Annotated in this window: 17 protein-coding genes; 8 read left to right on the top strand and 9 right to left on the bottom strand. The window is 67.6% G+C overall.

What is annotated here, in order from left to right; translation table 11 throughout:
• Positions 1 to 2: 2 nt before the first annotated feature.
• The 6 genes from NX780_RS12465 to NX780_RS12440 form a co-directional block, all read right to left on the bottom strand.
• Complete coding sequence (locus NX780_RS12465) at positions 3 to 776, bottom strand: LytR/AlgR family response regulator transcription factor (protein ID WP_258828177.1); 774 nt, start codon at positions 774 to 776, stop codon at positions 3 to 5.
• On the bottom strand, positions 776 to 1,666 hold the full coding sequence (locus tag NX780_RS12460; protein ID WP_258828176.1) for a sensor histidine kinase: 891 nt from the start codon (positions 1,664 to 1,666) through the stop codon (positions 776 to 778). The genes NX780_RS12465 and NX780_RS12460 overlap by 1 nt, the downstream gene beginning before the upstream one ends.
• Positions 1,667 to 1,669: 3 nt before the next feature.
• Positions 1,670 to 1,930: a hypothetical protein gene (locus NX780_RS12455; protein ID WP_258828175.1), complete on the bottom strand. Its 261-nt coding sequence runs from the start codon at positions 1,928 to 1,930 to the stop codon at positions 1,670 to 1,672.
• Positions 1,931 to 2,072: 142 nt separating this feature from the next.
• Positions 2,073 to 2,630 carry a GNAT family N-acetyltransferase gene (locus tag NX780_RS12450; protein ID WP_258828174.1) on the bottom strand — a complete coding sequence of 186 codons (558 nt, stop codon included), beginning with the start codon at positions 2,628 to 2,630 and terminating at the stop codon, positions 2,073 to 2,075.
• 62 nt (positions 2,631 to 2,692) lie between these two features.
• A complete protein-coding gene (locus NX780_RS12445) occupies positions 2,693 to 3,319 on the bottom strand; it encodes a TetR/AcrR family transcriptional regulator (protein WP_258828173.1) in 627 nt (208 codons plus the stop codon).
• A gap of 9 nt (positions 3,320 to 3,328) precedes the next feature.
• Positions 3,329 to 4,726, bottom strand: coding sequence for an aminotransferase-like domain-containing protein (locus NX780_RS12440; RefSeq protein ID WP_370663607.1), 1,398 nt, complete (start codon positions 4,724 to 4,726; stop codon positions 3,329 to 3,331).
• 253 nt (positions 4,727 to 4,979) lie between these two features.
• Here NX780_RS12440 and aptA point away from each other — a divergent pair, with 253 nt between their 5' ends.
• From aptA to NX780_RS12400, 8 genes are all read left to right on the top strand, one after another.
• Complete coding sequence (gene aptA, locus NX780_RS12435; RefSeq protein ID WP_258828171.1) at positions 4,980 to 6,296, top strand: omega-aminotransferase AptA; 1,317 nt, start codon at positions 4,980 to 4,982, stop codon at positions 6,294 to 6,296.
• A 4-nt stretch (positions 6,297 to 6,300) separates the two neighbouring features.
• The gene (locus tag NX780_RS12430) at positions 6,301 to 7,794 is read left to right on the top strand and encodes a CoA-acylating methylmalonate-semialdehyde dehydrogenase (protein ID WP_258828170.1); all 1,494 of its coding nucleotides are present in this window, start codon (positions 6,301 to 6,303) and stop codon (positions 7,792 to 7,794) included.
• 44 nt (positions 7,795 to 7,838) lie between these two features.
• A complete protein-coding gene (locus tag NX780_RS12425) occupies positions 7,839 to 9,203 on the top strand; it encodes an NAD(P)-dependent oxidoreductase (RefSeq protein ID WP_258828169.1) in 1,365 nt (454 codons plus the stop codon).
• Positions 9,191 to 10,498, top strand: a complete 1,308-nt coding sequence (gene preA, locus NX780_RS12420) for an NAD-dependent dihydropyrimidine dehydrogenase subunit PreA (protein ID WP_258828168.1) — start codon at positions 9,191 to 9,193, stop codon at positions 10,496 to 10,498. The genes NX780_RS12425 and preA overlap by 13 nt, the downstream gene beginning before the upstream one ends.
• Before the next feature lie 73 nt (positions 10,499 to 10,571).
• Complete coding sequence (locus NX780_RS12415; RefSeq protein ID WP_258828167.1) at positions 10,572 to 12,062, top strand: NCS1 family nucleobase:cation symporter-1; 1,491 nt, start codon at positions 10,572 to 10,574, stop codon at positions 12,060 to 12,062.
• Positions 12,063 to 12,072: 10 nt separating this feature from the next.
• Positions 12,073 to 13,464 (top strand): dihydropyrimidinase, encoded by a 1,392-nt coding sequence (gene hydA / locus NX780_RS12410; RefSeq protein WP_258828166.1) that lies wholly within the window; start codon positions 12,073 to 12,075, stop codon positions 13,462 to 13,464.
• Between the two features lie 11 nt (positions 13,465 to 13,475).
• Positions 13,476 to 14,714, top strand: a complete 1,239-nt coding sequence (locus NX780_RS12405; protein ID WP_258828165.1) for a Zn-dependent hydrolase — start codon at positions 13,476 to 13,478, stop codon at positions 14,712 to 14,714.
• A 63-nt stretch (positions 14,715 to 14,777) separates the two neighbouring features.
• The gene (locus NX780_RS12400; RefSeq protein WP_258828164.1) at positions 14,778 to 15,254 is read left to right on the top strand and encodes an MgtC/SapB family protein; all 477 of its coding nucleotides are present in this window, start codon (positions 14,778 to 14,780) and stop codon (positions 15,252 to 15,254) included.
• Between the two features lie 13 nt (positions 15,255 to 15,267).
• Here NX780_RS12400 and NX780_RS12395 read toward each other — a convergent pair whose 3' ends face one another.
• From NX780_RS12395 to NX780_RS12385, 3 genes are all read right to left on the bottom strand, one after another.
• On the bottom strand, positions 15,268 to 15,888 hold the full coding sequence (locus NX780_RS12395) for a response regulator (RefSeq protein ID WP_258828163.1): 621 nt from the start codon (positions 15,886 to 15,888) through the stop codon (positions 15,268 to 15,270).
• The gene (locus tag NX780_RS12390; RefSeq protein ID WP_258828162.1) at positions 15,885 to 17,123 is read right to left on the bottom strand and encodes a sensor histidine kinase; all 1,239 of its coding nucleotides are present in this window, start codon (positions 17,121 to 17,123) and stop codon (positions 15,885 to 15,887) included. The genes NX780_RS12395 and NX780_RS12390 overlap by 4 nt, the downstream gene beginning before the upstream one ends.
• 66 nt (positions 17,124 to 17,189) lie before the next feature.
• Entirely contained in the window at positions 17,190 to 17,780 is a 591-nt protein-coding gene (locus tag NX780_RS12385) for a porin family protein (RefSeq protein ID WP_258828161.1), read from the bottom strand.
• Positions 17,781 to 17,825: the final 45 nt, after the last annotated feature.

The raw sequence follows: 17,825 nt of genomic DNA, 5'->3' as shown, positions 1-17,825 counted from the left end.
ACTCACATCTGCTGGAACAGGTAGCCGTGGTTCCGGCTCACCTCCAGCAGTTCCGGGTAGTTGCGCAGCCTGACCATCTGCCGTCCGCGCAGGTCGCGCGTGACTTCAAGGATGGCGTCAACGCGCACCAGGGTCGAGCGGTGGATGCGCCAGAACTCGTCCGGATCCAGCTCGTCCGCCAGCTCCTTGAGCGTCTTGCGGATCAGGAGCTGGGTGCTGGCCGTCTGTACGCAGGTGTACTTGTCGTCGGCCTGGAAGAACAGGATTTCGCGGGTGCTGACCATGCGCAGGCTGCCACCCACCTGGGCCTGGATCCAGCGCAGGTAGTTCGGTTTGGCGGCGGCGCTTCCTCCCTTGAGCAGCGCCCCCAGCTCGGCCAGCTGCGCGCCGATATCCTGGGGCGCGGCCGCGTTGCCGGCGAGGCGCTTGCGCAGGCGTTCGCAGGTGGTCTGCAGGCGCGCCGGCGTCACCGGTTTCAACAGGTAGTCGATCGCGCCCTGCTCGAAGGCGTCCAGCGCGTACTGGTCGTAGGCGGTGGCGAACACGATGTGACAGCGGTCGTAGAGCTGGCGCGCGGCGTCGATGCCGCCCATGCCGGGCATGCGGATATCCAGGAAGACGATGTCGGGCTTGTGCTCGGCGGCCAGGGCCACCGCTTCGGCGCCGTTGGCCGCTTCGGCCACGATGCGCAGCTCGGGCCATGCTTGCGCGAGGCGCGTGCGCAGCTGTTCGCGCAGGGGCGCCTCGTCGTCGGCGATCAGTGCGGTCAAAGGCATCAGTCGAACTCCGTCATCCGGTAGGGCAGGCGGATCGAGGCGCAGGCGCCGCCCCCGGGTGGCATTTCGATCACCAGCTCGGCATCCTTCCCGTACAGCAGGGCCAGGCGTTCGCGGATGTTGGCCAGGCCCACGCCCTCGTCGGCGTGCAGGTCGATGCCGACGCCGTCGTCGCAGACGTCGACGTGCAGGGTGGCGCCGACCACGTGGCCGCGCACGGTAATGGTGCCGCCCGCCACCTTCGGCTCCAGGCCGTGCTTGATCGCGTTCTCGATCAGGGTCTGCAGCATCATCGGCGGGAAGGGCGCGCTGCCGAGGAAGTCCGGCACCTCGAAGCGCACCGCCAGGCGTTCCTTCATGCGCGCCTGCATGATCGCCAGGTAGGCGCGCGACAGCTCGACCTGCTTGCCGAGGGTGCCGCCGCCACCTGCGCGCATCTGCGGCAATGAGGAGCGCAGGTACTCGATCAGGTGGGCGTGCACGCGCGCCGCCTCCTTCGGGTCGGTCTCGATCAGCTGGCCGATCAGGGCCAGGGTGTTGAACAGGAAGTGCGGCTCGACCTGGGCCTGCAGGGTCGCCATCTGCGCTTCCATCAGGCGCCGCTCGAGCGTGGCGACGTTGGCCTTGTCCGCGGCTTCCTGGGCGGTGAGTTCGGCGCGGCGCTTGCCGCCGGCCAGGACCTTCACGCCGAAGGAAATCAGGATGAACCAGACGGCCGGTTCGGTCAGGTTGAGCAGGATGCCGGACACGAAGACCAGGAACCAGGTCACGTACAGCTGGCGCCACTCGACCAGGGCCAGCCAGTCGAAGAAGCGCCACCACAGGACGCTGGCTTCGTTGACGGCTTCGCGCACGAAGTCGATTGCGCGGTTGATCGGAGCGGCGGCCATGATTTACTCCGCGATCTGTTGCGGACGGCGGCCGAACAGGGCGGCGGCCACGAATTTCAGCAGCAGGAAGCCGACGAAGAGGGTCAGCGCCAGCGGCACGATGGTCATCAGGCAGGCCAGCACGATCGACACGGCCAGCAGGGCCGGCCAGGGCAGGGCGGCCAGGGTGCGGGCGCCCGAGCGCACGGCACGGTTGCACTTGCGGCCGATGTCTTCCATGTCGGCGACGAAGGAGCGGAAAGCGGAGCGGGTGGCGGTTTTCATGCGGTATGTCCTTTGGTAGAGGTGATGGCGCTACTGTAGGACGGGGGCGCCGCGCGCGCCACGGTCATCCGACGAATGGTCGGATTCCCGGGTTTAGCGGTCATGAGGACGGATAGGCGGGAAGAGCGAGGTGGCGCTGCCCTTACTTGCGCTCGTCCCAGTAGCGGCGCAGCAGGCCGTAATTGACCGTGTCGGCCATCTCGCCGTGCACGAACCAGCGCTCGGGCATATAGCCTTCCTTGCGAAAGCCCAGCCGCTCCAGCAGGGCGCCTGAGGCGGTATTGCGCGGGTCGATGTCGGCCTCGATGCGGTTCAGGCGCAGCTCGTGGAAGGCGTAGTCGATGCCGGTGGCCAACGCCTCGCTGGCGTAGCCCTTGCCCCAGTGCGCGCTGCCGAGGGCGTAGCCGATTTCGCAACGGCGGTTCCTCGGGAAGAAGCGGTGCAGGTTGAGGGCGCCGATCAGCTGGCCGGTCGCGGCCAGCTCGATGCCGAAGCGTACCTCGGACTGCTCGCGGTAGCCGGCAAGCGCCTGTTCGATCATGGCCTCGGCGTCGCGCACCGAGGTCCAGGGCTCGGAGCTCCAGTAATGCATCACGGCGGGGTCGGAGAACACGGCCAGCAGGTCCGGCGCATCGTCCAGGGTGAACGGGCGCAGGGTGAGGCGGTCGGTCGTCAGGATAGGAGTTGCGTAATTGGACATGGGCTGGACATGGCGAGACCTGTTGTTATAAAAGCATGGTAACACCTTGCTGCCAGACTGTCCTATGCCACGGAAGTGACAGCCCGGACCACCAGTTCGCCGACCAACTGCTCGGCATCCTCGAAGTCCGCGCCCGTCAGTTCCGGCCGGCCCAGCACCAGGGCCATCTGTGCCGCGAAGTCGGCGTAGGACTGGGTCATCGCCCAGAGCGCGAACAGCAGGTGGGTCGCGTTCACGCGCGCAATGCGCCCGTCCGCCATCCAGCGCTCGAACACCGCGATGTCCCGGCGCAGCAGCGGCACGACGCGGGCGCGGATCTGCTCCCCGTAGAACTTGGCGCCGCCGATCACCTCCATCGCATACACGCGCGAGGCCCAGGGCTGCTCGCGTGAAAAGCGCAGCTTGGCCCGGACGTAGGCGCGCAGCACCTCGCCAGGTTCGCCCGCGCTGTCGGCCAGGTGTGCCATGCGGGCGAGCCAGTCGTCCAGCACGTCGTCGAGCACGCGCTGGTACAGGCTGGGCTTGGTCGGGAAGTAGTAGAGCAGGTTCTGCTTCGAGATGCCGGCCGCTTGCGCCACCGCGGCGATGGTGGTGCCCTCGAAGCCGCATTCGGCGAACAGGCGCGTGGCGGCCTGCAGGATCGCGGTCTCGACCTTGTCGCGCTTGCTCGGGGCGGCGTGGATGTCCATGACCGTCCCCTAGCGCTGCGCGCGCAGGAAGGCCAGCAGTTGCGGATCGGCGGCATAGGCCACGTTGAAGCGGAACCAGATGCCCTCCGGCGTACGCTGGGTGAAGAATTCCCCCGGTGCCAGCAGGATGCCGGCCTTGAGCGCGGCGTCGGCGATGGTGCGGGCGCTGCGGCCTGGCGCAGCCCGCCCATCCCAGCCGGCGCTGACGAACATGCCGCCGCGCGGCTGGGCCAGTGGACGCAGGCCGGCGTCGCGCAGGGCGTCCAGGGATTCTTCGCGCGCGGCATCCAAGCGGGCCGCGAGGCGCGCCATCATGCGCCGGTAGGAGCGGGTGCTGGTCGCCTCGAACACGGCGCGCTCGTTGATCTCCGAGGTCGTCAGGCCCGCGAGCATCTTCACGCGCAGCAGTTCCGGCACCAGCGAGCGGGATGCGCACAGGGAGCCGACGCGCAGCACCGGCGACAGGGTCTTGGAAAAGCTGCCGACCCGGATCACCCGGCGCAGGCCGTCCATCGCGGCCAGCGAGGCTTCGCCGGGCGCGGCCAGTTCGCGGTAGATGTCGTCCTCCACCAGCCAGAAGTCGAACTGCTCGGCCAGCGCGAGCAGGCGGTGGGCCTGGGCCTGGCTGAGCGACGTGCCGAGGGGATTCTGCAGCACGGTGTTGACGAACATGAGCTTTGGCTGCAGCACGGCGGCCTGGCGCGCCAGTTCGTCCATGTCCAGGCCCGCTTCGCCGCGGCGGATGCCGACCGGGACGCAGCCGTGGTGGCGGATCAGGGACAGCAGGTTGCTGTAGCCGGGGTCTTCGACCAGTACCACGTCGCCCGGCCGCGCCAGGGTGCGCAGGATCAGGTCGAAGGCGTGGGTCGCGCCGTGGGTCAGCAGCACCTGGTCGGGATCGACGGGGAACAGCTCCGCGCCCAGGGTGGTGGCGAGGTGCTGGCGCAGGGCGGGCAGGCCGAGCGGGTGGCCGTAACCGCGCAGGCGGCCGGCCGGGATCTTCATGGCGTGGCGTACCGCGTCCAATAAGGTGTTGTCACCATACCACTCCGGCGGCAACCAGCCGGCGCCGACCGGCAGGGCGTCCGACTGCCCGGAATACAGGTCCGGCGCCAGGGCGTCGATCTCGGATTGCAGGCTGGGCGCCGCCAGGGTCGGACAGGCGGCCCGGGGCAGGCTGCGGGCGACGAAGAAGCCGGCGCCGCGCCGCGAGGAGAGCAATCCCAGCTGGTGCAGGCGCTCGTAGGCCTCGACGACCGTGAATGTGCTGACGCCATTGCACTTTGCGAATTGTCTAACTGAAGGCATTTTCGTGCCGGTACCGAGCTGGCGCTCGTTTACCATCGTCGAGATGGCCCCGACGATCTGGTCGACCAGGCTGCCGCGTTTGCTCCTGTCGATGGACAAGGCAGGCCATCGCAAGGGCGCCATCGTATCTAGCGCCGTCGACGGCATTTCGCAAGGAAACTCTTCTGTCAAAACAGCTTGTTCCATCATCACCGCTCCGCGCCAAAGGGCTGCAACTGTGCAGGTCGGGCTGCCTGTACGGTTGGCCTGTTTTTACCTTGGTGTATCTGTGCCGGTGTTGCCTTGCTGTCTATTATTGATCAATATTTTGCCAACTGGTAAAAAATTTCGCCACCATGGCAAGGAGAGACGCATGAACGAATCCAGGCCCAGCTCGATGTCCGCATTCTGGATGCCTTTCACCAATAATCGGGATTTCAAGGCCAGTCCGCGCCTGCTCGTGTCCGCCGAGGGGATGTACTACAAGGACGTCGACGGCAACCGCATCCTCGACGGCACGGCCGGCCTCTGGTGTGTTCCCTGCGGCCATGCCCAGCCGCGCATCACCCAGGCGGTCAGCGAGATGGTCGGCCAGCTGGATTTCGCGCCCACCTTCCAGATGGGGCATCCGGCCGCATTCGACCTGGCCGAGCAGCTGATGGACTACACCGGCCACAAGTTCGGCCACGTCTTCTATACCAACTCCGGCTCGGAAGCGGTGGACACGGCCCTCAAGATGGCGCTGGCCTACCACAAGGCGCGCGGCGAGGGCGGGCGTACCCGGCTGATCGGCCGCGAGCGCGGCTACCACGGCGTCGGTTTCGGCGGCCTGTCGGTGGGCGGCATCGGCAACAACCGCAAGAGCTTCGGCCCGCTGCTGCCGGGCGTCGACCACCTGCCGCACACGCACAACCTGCAGAAGAACGCCTTCTCGCGCGGCGAACCCGACTTCGGCGCCGAACTCGCCGACGAGCTGGAACGCCTCGTCACCCTGCACGACGCATCGACGATCGCGGCGGTGATCATCGAGCCGGTGTCCGGCTCCACCGGCGTGCTGGTGCCGCCCAAGGGCTACCTCAAGCGCCTGCGCGAGATCTGCGACAAGCACGGCATCCTCTTGATCTTCGACGAAGTCATCACCGGCTTCGGCAGGCTGACCACGCCTTTCGCCAGCGACTATTTCGGCGTCGAGCCCGACATGATGACCACCGCGAAGGGCCTGACCAATGGCGTGGTCCCGATGGGCGCCGTGTTCTCCAAGCGCTTCATCCACGACGCCTTCATGGACGCGCCGCCGGGCATCGAGCTGTTCCACGGCTACACCTATTCCGGCCACCCGCTGGCCTGCGCCGCCGGCATAGCCACCTTGCAGGTCTTCCGCGAGCAGGGCGTCATCGAGAACGCCAGGGCGATGCAGGCCTACTTCGAGGATGCGCTGCATTCGCTGCGCGGCCTGCCGCACGTGATCGACCTGCGCTCGATCGGCCTGGTGGCCGGCATCGAACTCGAACCCATCGCGGGCAAACCGGGCGCGCGCGCCTACGCCGCCTTCAAGCAGGCCTTCGCCGACGGTATCCTGATCCGCGTGACGGGCGACATCATCGCCCTGTCGCCGCCGCTCATCCTCGACCGGCAGCACATCGACGAACTGTTCGGCAAACTCGCCAACGTATTGAACAACCTGGATTAAGTACATGGAACTCATCTCGCACTTCATCAACGGCCAACTGGCGCACGCGCAAGGCACGCGCCTGGCGGATGTCTACAACCCCGCACGCGGCGAGCCTTGCGCGAAAGTTGCCCTGGCCGAGCCGCGCGACGTCGACGCCGCGGTGCAGGCAGCGCTGGCCGCCTTCCCGGCCTGGGCCGCGACGCCGCCGCTGGCGCGCGCCCGAGTCATGTTCAAGTACTTGCAGCTGTGCCAGCAGCACGTCGACGAATTCGCGGCCATGGTGGTGCGCGAGCACGGCAAGACCTTCGCGGATGCGCAGGGCGAAGTGGCGCGCGGCATCGAGGTGGTCGAGTTCGCGGTCGGCATCCCGCAGATGCTCAAGGGCGAATTCACCGACCAGATCGCGCGCGGCATCGACGCCTGGTCGATGCGCCAGCCGCTGGGCGTGGTGGCCGGCATCACGCCCTTCAACTTCCCGGTGATGGTGCCGATGTGGATGTTCCCCGTTGCGATCGCCTGCGGGAACACCATCGTGCTCAAACCCTCCGAGCGCGACCCATCGGCCTCGCTCCTGCATGCGCGCCTGCTGCAGCAAGCCGGCCTGCCGGACGGCGTGTTCAACGTCGTCCAGGGCGACAAGGTGGCGGTCGACGCGCTGCTCGAGCACCGCGACATCCAGGCCATCAGCTTCGTCGGCTCCACCCCGATTGCGGAGTACATCTACGCCAAGGGTTCGGCCGCGGGCAAGCGCGTGCAGGCCCTGGGTGGCGCGAAGAACCATATGGTCGTGATGCCGGACGCCGACATGGGCATGGCGGTCGACGCCCTGATTGGCGCCGCCTACGGCTCGGCCGGCGAGCGCTGCATGGCGATCTCGGTGGCGGTGGCCATCGGCGATGCCGGCGACAAGCTGGTTGCAAGCCTGGCCGAACGCACCGCGAAGCTCAGGATTGGCGACGGCATGGCGGCCGGCATGGAGATGGGCCCGGTGGTCACGCGCGCCGCCAAGGAACGCATCGAGCGCCTGATCGGCCAGGGGGTGGAGCAGGGCGCCACGCTCGTCGTGGACGGGCGCGACTATCGCGTGGACGAGAGCCCGAATGGCTTCTTCGTCGGCGGCACCCTGTTCGACCACGTCACCCCCGACATGGCGATCTACCAGGAAGAGATCTTCGGTCCGGTGCTGTGCGTGGTGCGCCTGCCGGACGTGGGACGCGCGGTGGAACTCATCAACGCCAACGAATACGGCAACGGCGTCGCCATCTTCACCCGCGACGGCGGCGTGGCGCGCGAGTTCGTGCGCCAGATCGAAGTCGGCATGGTGGGCGTGAACGTGCCGTTGCCGGTGCCGATGGCCTTCAACAGCTTCGGCGGCTGGAAGCGCAGCCTGTTCGGCGACCATCACGCCTACGGGCCGGAAGGCGTGCGCTTCTACACCCGCCACAAGGCGGTGATGGAGCGCTGGCCGGACAGCGCCAGCAGCGGGCCGCAGTTCGCCTTCCCCCAGATGAAGTAGCCTTGCGCAGCATGTTCGCCGCTTGACAACAAGAAGGGATGCACATGATCGAATCACTCCAGCACCTGCCGCCGGCGGCAGGTTCGAACGGCGAACTGGCCGCGCAATTCACCGACCTGGCGCCGCCCTTGACGGCGCGCCAGGCCGCGCTCGAGGCGGCGCGCTGCCTCTATTGTTATGACGCGCCCTGCATGAACGCCTGCCCGACCGGCATCGACGTCGCCGGCTTCATCCGCAACATCCAGGACCAGAACATCGATGGCGCCGCCTACGGCATCCTGAAGGCGAACATCTTCGGCGGCAGCTGCGCCCGCGTCTGTCCCACCGAGATCCTGTGCGAGCAATCCTGCGTGCGCAACAACCCGACCGAGCGCGAGCCCGTGCGCATCGGCCTGCTGCAGCGCTACGCGATCGACAATGCGCGCTTCGACGGCCACCCTTTCGCACGCGCACCTTCCACCGGCCGGACCATCGCCGTGGTCGGCGCCGGCCCCGCCGGCCTGTCCTGTGCCCACCGCCTGGCCATGCTGGGCAACGATGTGGTCGTCTACGAGGCGCGTGAAAAGGCCGGTGGCCTGAACGAATACGGCATCGCCAGATACAAGCTGCCGGGCGACTTCGCGCAGCAGGAAGTCGACTTCCTGATGGCCATCGGCGGAATCCACATCGAATATGGCCGCCGGCTTGGCGAGAACCTCAGCCTGGCCGACCTGCACACCCGCTTCGACGCGGTCTTCCTGGGCATCGGCCTGGCCGCCAGCCGGGCGCTGGGCCTGACGGGCGAGGACGCGCCGGGCCTGGTGGCCGCCATCGACTACATCGCCGCGCTGCGCCAGGCCAGCGACCTGTCCCGGCTGCCGGTGCCGCGCCGCGCGATCGTCATTGGCGCCGGCAACACGGCGGTCGACATGGCGGTGCAGATCAAGCGCCTGGGGGCGGAAGACGTCACCCTGGTCTACCGGCGCGGCCTGGAATCGATGAGCGCGACGGGCCACGAGATCGAGATCGCCAAGGCCAATTTCGTGCGCATCCGCACCTGGGCCGCGCCGCTCGAGGTATTGCTCGACGGGGAAGGCAGGGTGGCCGGCATGCGCTTCGAGCAGACCCGCATGGAAGAGGGGCGCCTGGTGCGCACCGGCGGCTACGTCGAAATCGCGGCCGACGCCGTGTTCAAGGCCATCGGCCAGGGCATGTGCGAGGACGGCCTCGGTGACGCTCTGGTCCGCGAGGGCGACCGGATCCGCATCGACGCACACTTCCGCACGGCGATCCCCGGCATCTATGCGGGCGGCGACTGTGTCGCGCCGGGGCAGGACCTCACGGTGCAGGCCGTCCAGCACGGCAAGCTGGCGGCCCTCGCCATCCACGAAGACATCCAGGCAAGCACGGAGGCAGCATGGCCGACCTGAGCATCGATTTCTGCGGCATCAAGAGCCCGAACCCCTTCTGGCTGGCCTCCGCGCCGCCGACCGACAAGGCCTATAACGTGGTGCGCGCCTTCGAGGCGGGGTGGGGCGGGGTGGTGTGGAAGACCCTGGGCGAAGACCCCCCGGCGGTGAACGTCTCCTCGCGCTACTCGGCCCACTACGGCAAGAACCGCGAGGTCATCGGTTTCAACAACATCGAGCTGATCACCGACCGCAGCCTCGAGATCAACCTGCGCGAGATCACCCAGGTCAAGAAGGACTGGCCGGACCGCGCCATGATCGTGTCCCTGATGCTGCCCTGCGAAGAAGCGCCCTGGGCGGCGATCCTGCCGCTGGTCGAGGCCACTGGCGCCGACGGTATCGAACTGAATTTCGGCTGCCCGCACGGCATGCCCGAGCGCGGCATGGGGGCTGCGGTGGGGCAGGTGCCGGAGTACGTGCAGATGGTGACCGCCTGGTGCAAGAAGCACACCAGATTGCCTGTCATCGTCAAGCTGACCCCGAACATCACCGATGTGCGCCACCCGGCCCGCGCCGCGCTCGCCGGCGGGGCGGACGCGGTCTCGCTCATCAACACGGTGAACTCGATCACCCACCTGGACCTGGACCGCATGGTGGCCTATCCCATCGTGGGAGAGGCCAGCACCCACGGCGGCTACTGCGGCTCGGCGGTCAAGCCGATCGCCCTGAACATGGTGGCCGAGATCGCGCGCGATCCCATGACGGCCAGTCTGCCGATCTCCGGCATCGGCGGCATTGGCAACTGGCGCGACGCGGCCGAGTTCATCGCGCTGGGCGCCGGCTGCGTGCAGGTGTGCACGGCCGCCATGCTGCATGGCTTCCGCATTGTCGAAGAGATGAAGGACGGCCTGTCGCGCTGGATGGACACGCAGGGTTACGCCGATATCGCCGCCTTTTCCCGCAAGGCCGTGCGCAACACCACCGACTGGAAGTACCTGGACATGAATTACCAGGTGATTGCCCACATCGACCAGGACAAGTGCATCAAATGCGGCAAGTGCTACGTGGCCTGCGAAGATACCTCCCACCAGGCGATCGCGCGCGCCGTCGACGAGGCGGGAACCCGGCGCTTCGAGGTGATCCGCGAGGAATGCGTGGGCTGCAACCTGTGCGAGATCACCTGTCCGGTCGATAGCTGCATCACCATGGTGCCGCAGGAGAGCGGCAAGCCCTACATGAACTGGACACAGGATCCGCGCAATCCGCGGGCCGAGCCGGCTCCGGCGGCGGCCGTGGTCGAACAGGCCGGCGCTTGAGGCGGGCACATTTGTCCATACGATTGCGCTACACTCGGTCGCACATCTTGCCACCGACGAGGAGAGTCCGACCGTGACCACCAATAACAACGCCAGCCCTGAACTCTGGAACCACGACCTGGCCCCGACCACGGCCGCGCAGCGCACCTGGCGCTGGTACCACTTCGCCGCCCTCTGGGTCGGCATGGTGATCAGCATTCCCGCCTACATGCTGGCGGCCAGCCTGATCGAGAGCGGGATGTCGGCCTGGCAGGCGGTGCTCACGGTGTTCCTGGCGAACGTGATCGTGCTGCTGCCCATGCTCCTGATCGGCCACGCGGGCACCAAGTACGGCATTCCCTACGCGGTGCTGGCGCGCGCTTCCTTCGGCACCCGCGGCGCGCGGCTGCCCGCCCTGATGCGCGCCGTCGTCGCCTGCGGCTGGTACGGCATCCAGACCTGGTTCGGCGGCAGCATGATCTACACGCTGCTGGGCGTCCTGCTCGGGGCTCCGATCGGCGGCGACAAGTTGCCGGGCCTGGGCATCAATCTCGGCCAGCTGGCCTGCTTCCTGGGCTTCTGGGCGATCCAGATGTACTTCATCGTGCATGGCATGGAATCGATCCGGAAGCTGGAGACCTATACCGCACCGTTGAAAATCGCGATCTGCTTCCTGCTGCTCTGGTGGGTGTACGACAAGGTCGGCGGCTTCGGTCCGCTGCTCGGGCAGCCCTCCGCCTTCGTCGAAGGCGGACCCAAGGCCGGCCTGTTCTGGGCCGTGTTCTGGCCTTCGCTCACCGCCATGATCGGCTACTGGGCCACGCTGGCGCTCAACATCCCCGACTTCACCCGTTTCGCCACCACCCAGCGCGACCAGGTGGTGGGCCAGACCCTGGGCCTGCCGCTGCCCATGGGCCTGCTCGCGGCACTGGCCGTCACCGTCACCTCGGCCACCATCGTCCTGTATGGCAAGGCCCTGTGGGACCCGGTCGACGTGGCCAGCCGCATGACCGGCGTGGCGGTGCTGGTGGCCCTCCTGATCCTCCTGATCGACACCGCCAGCGTCAACCTGGCCGCCAACCTGGTGGGCCCGGCCTATGACTTTTCCGCGCTCTCGCCCAAGCGCATCAGCTACCGCGTCGGCGGCTACATCACGGCCGGCATCGCGCTGGCCATGATGCCCTGGAAGATCCTGGAGAGCACCCAGAACTACATCTTCATCTGGCTGACCGGCTACTCGGCGCTGCTCGGGCCGATCGCCGGGATCATGATCGTCGACTACTACTTCGTGCGGAAGACGCGGCTCGACGTCGAACAGCTCTACCGCGAGGGCGGGGAGTACTCGTACAAGGGCGGCTGGAACATCGCCGCCATCGTGGCCTTCGCGGCCGGCGTGCTGCCGAACCTGCCGGGCTTCCTCAACGCAGCCTTGCCGAACGCGTTCCCGGACGTCGGCGAGGCTTTCAAGACCATCTATACCTACGCCTGGTTCGTCGGCGTGGTGATCGCCGCCATCGTGTACGGCCTGATGATGAAGGGCCGCACGGCGCCGGCGCTGCAGACAGCAAACCACTACTCAACCTGAAGGAGTGTCCATGACAACGATGATCCGTGGCGGCACCGTGGTGAACGCCGACCGAGCATTTCGCGCCGACGTCCTCTGCTTCGGCGACAAGGTGGTGGCGGTCGGGGAAAATCTCGACGCCCCCGCCAACGCCACGATCATCGATGCGGGCGGGCAGTATGTGATGCCGGGCGGGATCGACACCCACACCCACATGCAGCTGCCCTTCATGGGCACGGTCACGATGGACGACTTCTACACCGGAACGGCGGCCGGCCTGGCGGGCGGCACCACCACCATCATGGACTTCGTCATCCCCGACCCGAAACAGTCGCTGCTGGATGCTTTCCACACCTGGCGCGGCTGGGCGAAGAAGTCCGCCAGCGACTACACCTTCCACGTCGCGGTCACCTGGTGGGACCCTTCGGTGCACGAGGAGATGGGCGTGCTGGTGCGCGAACACGGCGTCAACAGCTTCAAGCACTTCATGGCCTATAAAAACGCCATCATGGCCGACGACGAGACGCTGGTGAAGAGTTTCCGCCGCGCGCTCGAACTGGGCGCCATCCCGACCGTGCACGCGGAGAACGGGGAGCTGGTTTACCAGCTGCAGCAGGAACTCCTGAGGAAGGGCATCCGCGGCGCCGAGGCGCATCCGCTCTCGCGCCCGCCGGAGGTCGAGGCGGAAGCGGCCAACCGCGCGATTGCAATTGCCAACGTGCTGGGCACCCCGGTCTACATCGTGCACGTGTCCTGCGCCGAGTCGCTCGAGGCCATCACGCGCGCGCGCGCCAAGGGCCAGCGCGTGTACGGCGAGGCGCTGGCCGGCCACCTCGTCATCGACGACAGCGTCTACCGCCACCCGGACCCGGATTTCGCGCGCGGCCACGTCATGAGCCCGCCGTTTCGCAGCAGCCACCACCAGCAGGCGCTGTGGCAGGGCCTGCAGGGCGGAAACCTGCACACCACGGCCACCGACCACTGCACCTTCTGCGCCGAGCAGAAAGCGGCCGGCAAGGACGATTTCACGAAGATCCCGAACGGCTGCGGCGGCGTGGAAGAGCGCATGGCGGTGGTCTGGGACGCCGGCGTGAACACGGGCCTGCTCACGCCCTCGGAATTTGTGCGCGTCACCTCGACCAATGCGGCGCAGATCTTCAACATCTACCCGCGCAAGGGAATCGTCGCGGTGGGGGCGGACGCCGACCTCGTGGTCTGGGATCCGAGCGGCAGCCGCACCATCTCCGCCAAGACCCAGTTCTCGAAGGGGGGCTTCAACGTCTTCGAGGGACGCACCGTGCGGGGCATCCCGACCCATACGGTCGCCGCCGGCAAGCTGGTGTTCGAACGCGGCGAGCTGCGCGCCGAAGCCGGGGCAGGGCGCTACGTCGAGCGTCCCGCCTTCACCGCCACCGTTGCCTGAGGAGAGCGAGCATGAACGACCTGCGTATCAATGGCGAACGCCTGTGGAAGTCGCTGATGGACCTGGCTGCCATCGGCGCCACCGAGAAGGGCGGCGTCAAGCGCCTGGCCCTGACGGACCTCGACCGCCAGGGCCGTGACCTGGTGGTGCGCTGGGGACGCGAGGCGGGGCTGGAGGTCACGGTCGACCAGATCGGCAACGTCTTCATGCGCCGCGAGGGGCGGAACCCGGACTTGTTCCCCATCGTCACCGGCAGCCACGTCGACACCCAGCCGACCGGCGGCAAGTTCGACGGCAACTACGGTGTGCTGGCCGGCCTGGAGGTGATTCGGACACTGAACGACAGGGGCATCCAGACCGAGGCGCCGATCGAGGTCGCTTTCTGGACCAATGAAGAGGGTTCGCGCTTCGTGCCGGTGATGATGGGCTCCGGCGTGTTCTGCGGCGCCTTCAGCCTGGAGACGGCCTACGATGCCCGCGACGTCGAGGGCAAGAGCGTGCGCGAGGAACTGGAACGCATCGGCTACCTCGGCGACGAGGTGCCGGGCCGCCACCCGATCGGCGCCTACTTCGAAACCCACATCGAGCAGGGCCCGGTGCTGGAAGATGCGGACAAGGTGATCGGCGTGGTGCCGGCCGTGATGGGCCTGTCCTGGTACGACTGCGTCGTCAGCGGCATGGAAGCGCATGCCGGCCCGACCCCGATGGGCCTGCGCCGCGATGCGCTGCAGGTGGCCACCACCATCATGCAGGAAGTCGTCCGGATCGCGAACCGTTACCCGCCTTACGGGCGCGGGACGGTGGGCATGGTGCAGGTGTTCCCGAACAGCCGCAACGTGATCCCGGGCCAGGTCAAGTTCAGCATCGACCTGCGCAATGTGAGCGACGCGCTCCTGAACACGATGCACGAAGAGATGCTGGCCTTCGTCGCGCAGGCGCGTGAGAAAAGCGGCCTGGCCATCGAGGTGGAGCGCGTGTCCTACTACCCGCCTTGCCCCTTCCATCCGGACTGCGTGAACGCGGTGCGCGCCGCCACCGAGAAGCTGGGCTATTCGAGCATGGACGTGGTGTCCGGCGCCGGCCACGACGCCATCTACGCGGCGCGTGTTGCCCCTGCGGGCATGATCTTCGTGCCCTGCAAGGACGGCATCAGCCACAACGAGATCGAGGACGCGCGGCCGGATCACCTGGAGGCCGGCTGCAACGTGCTGCTGCATGCGATGCTGGAGCGGCCAGGTATCGTAGCCTGAACTGTCGAGCGTGGCGACGCCAATCCTGTCGAAATGGCATCATCCCGAAAAACCATCGGGAGGGTGCGAAAGGTGTGGATCGAGAGGAGCTGGTTGACGATACAGCAGGAATTTGCCGACGTGGGCAGTGTCGAGGACATCACCCGCATCGTGCTGCGCCTGCTGGTGGCGGTAGCGCTGGGCGGCATGCTTGGCTATGAACGCGAATCGGTCGGCGCCTCGGCCGGCCTGCGCACCCACATGCTGGTCTCGCTCGGCTCGGCCCTCTTCGTCCTCATTCCCCTGCAGGCGGGGATGGAGATCGGCGACCTCTCGCGCGTGCTGCAGGGCGTCACCGCAGGCATCGGCTTCATCGGCGCCGGCGCCATCCTCAAGCATACCCAGAAGGACGACATCAAGGGTGTCACCACGGCCGCGAGCGTGTGGCTGACTGCGGCGATCGGCATCGCGGCCGGCATGGGACGCGAGGCGACGGCGGTGCTCAGCGCCCTGTTCGCGCTGGCGATCCTGGCGATCCTGCGGCTCGAAACAAAGAAGTGAATCCCGCCGGCGCCTAGATCAGCGCCAGCTCGATTCCGCGCAGGACCGCGCGTACCCGGTCGCGCACGCCCAGCTTCGACAGGATGCTGGAAACGTGGTTCTTCACCGTGCCTTCGCTCGCGCCAAGGTGGGCGGCGATTTCGCCGTTGCTCAGGCCTGCCGCCACGAGCGCCAGCACCTCGGTTTCGCGCTCCGTGAGCACGTTACCGGGAGCCGCGTGACTGCGCTCGAACGATTCGCGGATGCGCTCCGTCAGCGCGGGGCGGAACAGGGTGGCGCCGCCGGCCACCGCCCGGATGCCCTCGGCCAGCCGCTCCAGCGAGATATCCTTGAGCACGAAGCCGCGCGCCCCTAAACGCATGGCCTCCAGCAGCGCATCCTCGTCGTCGAAAGTGGTGAGCATGATCGTTGGCGGCAGTGGCCCGCCCGAATCGCGCAGCAGGTCGATGCCGCTTGAACCTGGCATGCGCACGTCAAGGAGCAGGACGTCCACGCTGGCCTGGGCCAGCACGCGCCGCGCCTCGATGCCGTCGGCGGCTTCCGCCACCACGCGGATGTCCTCGGTCAGGTCGAGCAGGCCGCGGATGCCGCTGCGCACCAGGGTCTGGTCGTCGACCAGGGCGACGCGGATCATGCCGGCACCGCCTGCTGCGGGAGGCGCAGTTCCAGTGCGAAGCCGCCCCCTGGCTGCGCCCCGTAGCGCAGCTCGCCGTCCAGTTCGGCCAGCCGTTCACGGATGCCGCGCAGGCCATTGCCTTCGACGAGGCCGGACTCGCCGCAGCCGTCGTCGAGCACCCGCGCGACCGTCATGCCATCTGCCTCTTGCAGCACGATATCCAGGCGGCGCGCATGCGCATGGCGCAGGGCATTGGTGATCCCTTCCTGGATGCAGCGGAACAGGACGTGCGCCACCGGCGCGGGGTAGCGGCTGGCGGCCGGGTCGATGCGCACGCTGACAGAGATGCCCGGGATACCGTCACCCAGCAGGCGGATGGCCTCGGCCAGGTCGATGGTCTGGTCCTGCCGGGTGCTGGAGACGACGTTGCGCACCTGCGCCAGCAGCGCGCCGCTGGCGTCGCGCGCCGTATGCAGGGCGGGCGGCGTGGCGTCCCTGGCCTGGCGCAGCGCCAGGTCGAGGTGCAGGTTGAGCGCCGTGAGGTGGTGGCCGACGGCGTCGTGCAGGTCGCGCGCGATGCGCAGGCGCTCGGCGCCGCGCACCGTCTCGGCCAGCAGCGACTGGGTGGCGAGCATCTGCGCGTGCGCCGTGGCGAGCGATTGCCGCATCCGGTGCTCGCGCAGGACCAGGCGGCCGGCGATGAAACCGGTCGCCTTGATCAGCCGCTCGGCCGACACGTAGGCGAGCAGCGACCAGCGCGGCGGCTGGTTCAGGCGCGTGACGAGGTCCAGTACCAGCAGGGTGTCCACGGCCACACCGGCCAGGTATTGCAGCGCCAGCATCCACAAGCCACGGCGCCAGGGCAGCAGCATGCCCAGGTGGGCGCTGGCGAGCACGTGCAGCGGCAGCGAGTCGAGCACCACCGCGCAGGCGACCAGCAGCGCCAGCAGGACGGTGCGGCGCTCCAGCGTCTTCGCCAGGCAGGCCATGCTTGATACCAGCGCAAACACGCAGCACCCCACAGCCTTGCATGCCGCGAAGAGCTGGACGGCTTGCGGCACGTCGCGCGGATCGAGGCTCCCGCGCCAGTCGCCGGTCATGGCAACCGACAGGAGGCCGAGCGGATTGTGCAGGGAGATGCGACCGCCGAGCGCCGCCGCGACATCGAGCCCGCCGAACAGCAGCGCTGCCGCGACGGCGAACATCCAGGGCGGGATGGCGGACAGTTTGCTGGCGGTCGGTTCGTGCGTCATGGGCGTCGCGGATCGTGGGGGTGTCGCATTCTAGCGGAAGGCCGGGCGCGGCCCGGCCGACGGCAATCAGAAGCTCAATTTCAGGCCGGCCTGCAGCTGCTGCCGGCGCAGCTTGTAGCCCTCCTCGCGTACGGTGCCGTAATGCTCGAATTCGAGCGTCCCCGCGAGCTGCTCGGTGAACTTGTACGCCGCGCCGATGCCGAACATCGGCTTGGTGCCGTCGATCTTGCGGTCGTGAATGCCGGCGTTTGATATCTCGAAGCGGCTGTGCGCCACGCCCAGCTTGGCGTGCAGGTCGACCCTGTCGCTCACCGCCACCGTGCCTTTCGCAGCCAGGTAAAGCGCCCGCGCTTGCAGGCGCGGTTCGGTGGCGGTGCCGTACAGGCGCTTGTCGAATTCATGCTTGCCGGTCGTTCCGGAGAAGCCGGCTTCCACCGCGAAGTAGTCGTTCAGGTCGATGCCGCCGTAGAGTTTGACGGGTAGGGGATGATTCTTGCTGCTGAAACGCTCACCGGCGCTGTTTTCCAGCGTCGATTTCGACTGGCCCGTCGCTGCGCCAACATAGAAGCGCGGGGAGGTGTCGTTTTCAGCAGCGTGGACGGCAGGAACTGCAAGGGCGGATAGTGCAAGCGAGCTTGCGATGACGTGTTTGAGCATGGTTGGCTTTCCGATTCAGGTTGTCCGCTGCGTCACCGAGATGCA

The organism is Massilia agri, assembly GCF_024753255.1.
In the GTDB taxonomy this organism is placed as follows: Bacteria; Pseudomonadota; Gammaproteobacteria; order Burkholderiales; family Burkholderiaceae_D; genus Telluria; species Telluria agri.
This window is presented reverse-complemented; position numbering and strand designations above follow the sequence as displayed.

Coding starts and splice junctions, on each gene's coding strand:
- NX780_RS12390 (WP_258828162.1), bottom strand. CDS start 17,123: ATGACGCACGAACCGACCGCCAGCAAACTGTCCGCCATCCCGCCCTGG.
- preA (WP_258828168.1), top strand. CDS start 9,191: ATGGCCGACCTGAGCATCGATTTCTGCGGCATCAAGAGCCCGAACCCC.
- NX780_RS12385 (WP_258828161.1), bottom strand. CDS start 17,780: ATGCTCAAACACGTCATCGCAAGCTCGCTTGCACTATCCGCCCTTGCA.
- NX780_RS12430 (WP_258828170.1), top strand. CDS start 6,301: ATGGAACTCATCTCGCACTTCATCAACGGCCAACTGGCGCACGCGCAA.
- NX780_RS12455 (WP_258828175.1), bottom strand. CDS start 1,930: ATGAAAACCGCCACCCGCTCCGCTTTCCGCTCCTTCGTCGCCGACATG.
- NX780_RS12405 (WP_258828165.1), top strand. CDS start 13,476: ATGAACGACCTGCGTATCAATGGCGAACGCCTGTGGAAGTCGCTGATG.
- hydA (WP_258828166.1), top strand. CDS start 12,073: ATGACAACGATGATCCGTGGCGGCACCGTGGTGAACGCCGACCGAGCA.
- NX780_RS12445 (WP_258828173.1), bottom strand. CDS start 3,319: ATGGACATCCACGCCGCCCCGAGCAAGCGCGACAAGGTCGAGACCGCG.
- NX780_RS12395 (WP_258828163.1), bottom strand. CDS start 15,888: ATGATCCGCGTCGCCCTGGTCGACGACCAGACCCTGGTGCGCAGCGGC.
- NX780_RS12465 (WP_258828177.1), bottom strand. CDS start 776: ATGCCTTTGACCGCACTGATCGCCGACGACGAGGCGCCCCTGCGCGAA.
- NX780_RS12425 (WP_258828169.1), top strand. CDS start 7,839: ATGATCGAATCACTCCAGCACCTGCCGCCGGCGGCAGGTTCGAACGGC.
- NX780_RS12460 (WP_258828176.1), bottom strand. CDS start 1,666: ATGGCCGCCGCTCCGATCAACCGCGCAATCGACTTCGTGCGCGAAGCC.
- NX780_RS12450 (WP_258828174.1), bottom strand. CDS start 2,630: ATGTCCAATTACGCAACTCCTATCCTGACGACCGACCGCCTCACCCTG.
- aptA (WP_258828171.1), top strand. CDS start 4,980: ATGAACGAATCCAGGCCCAGCTCGATGTCCGCATTCTGGATGCCTTTC.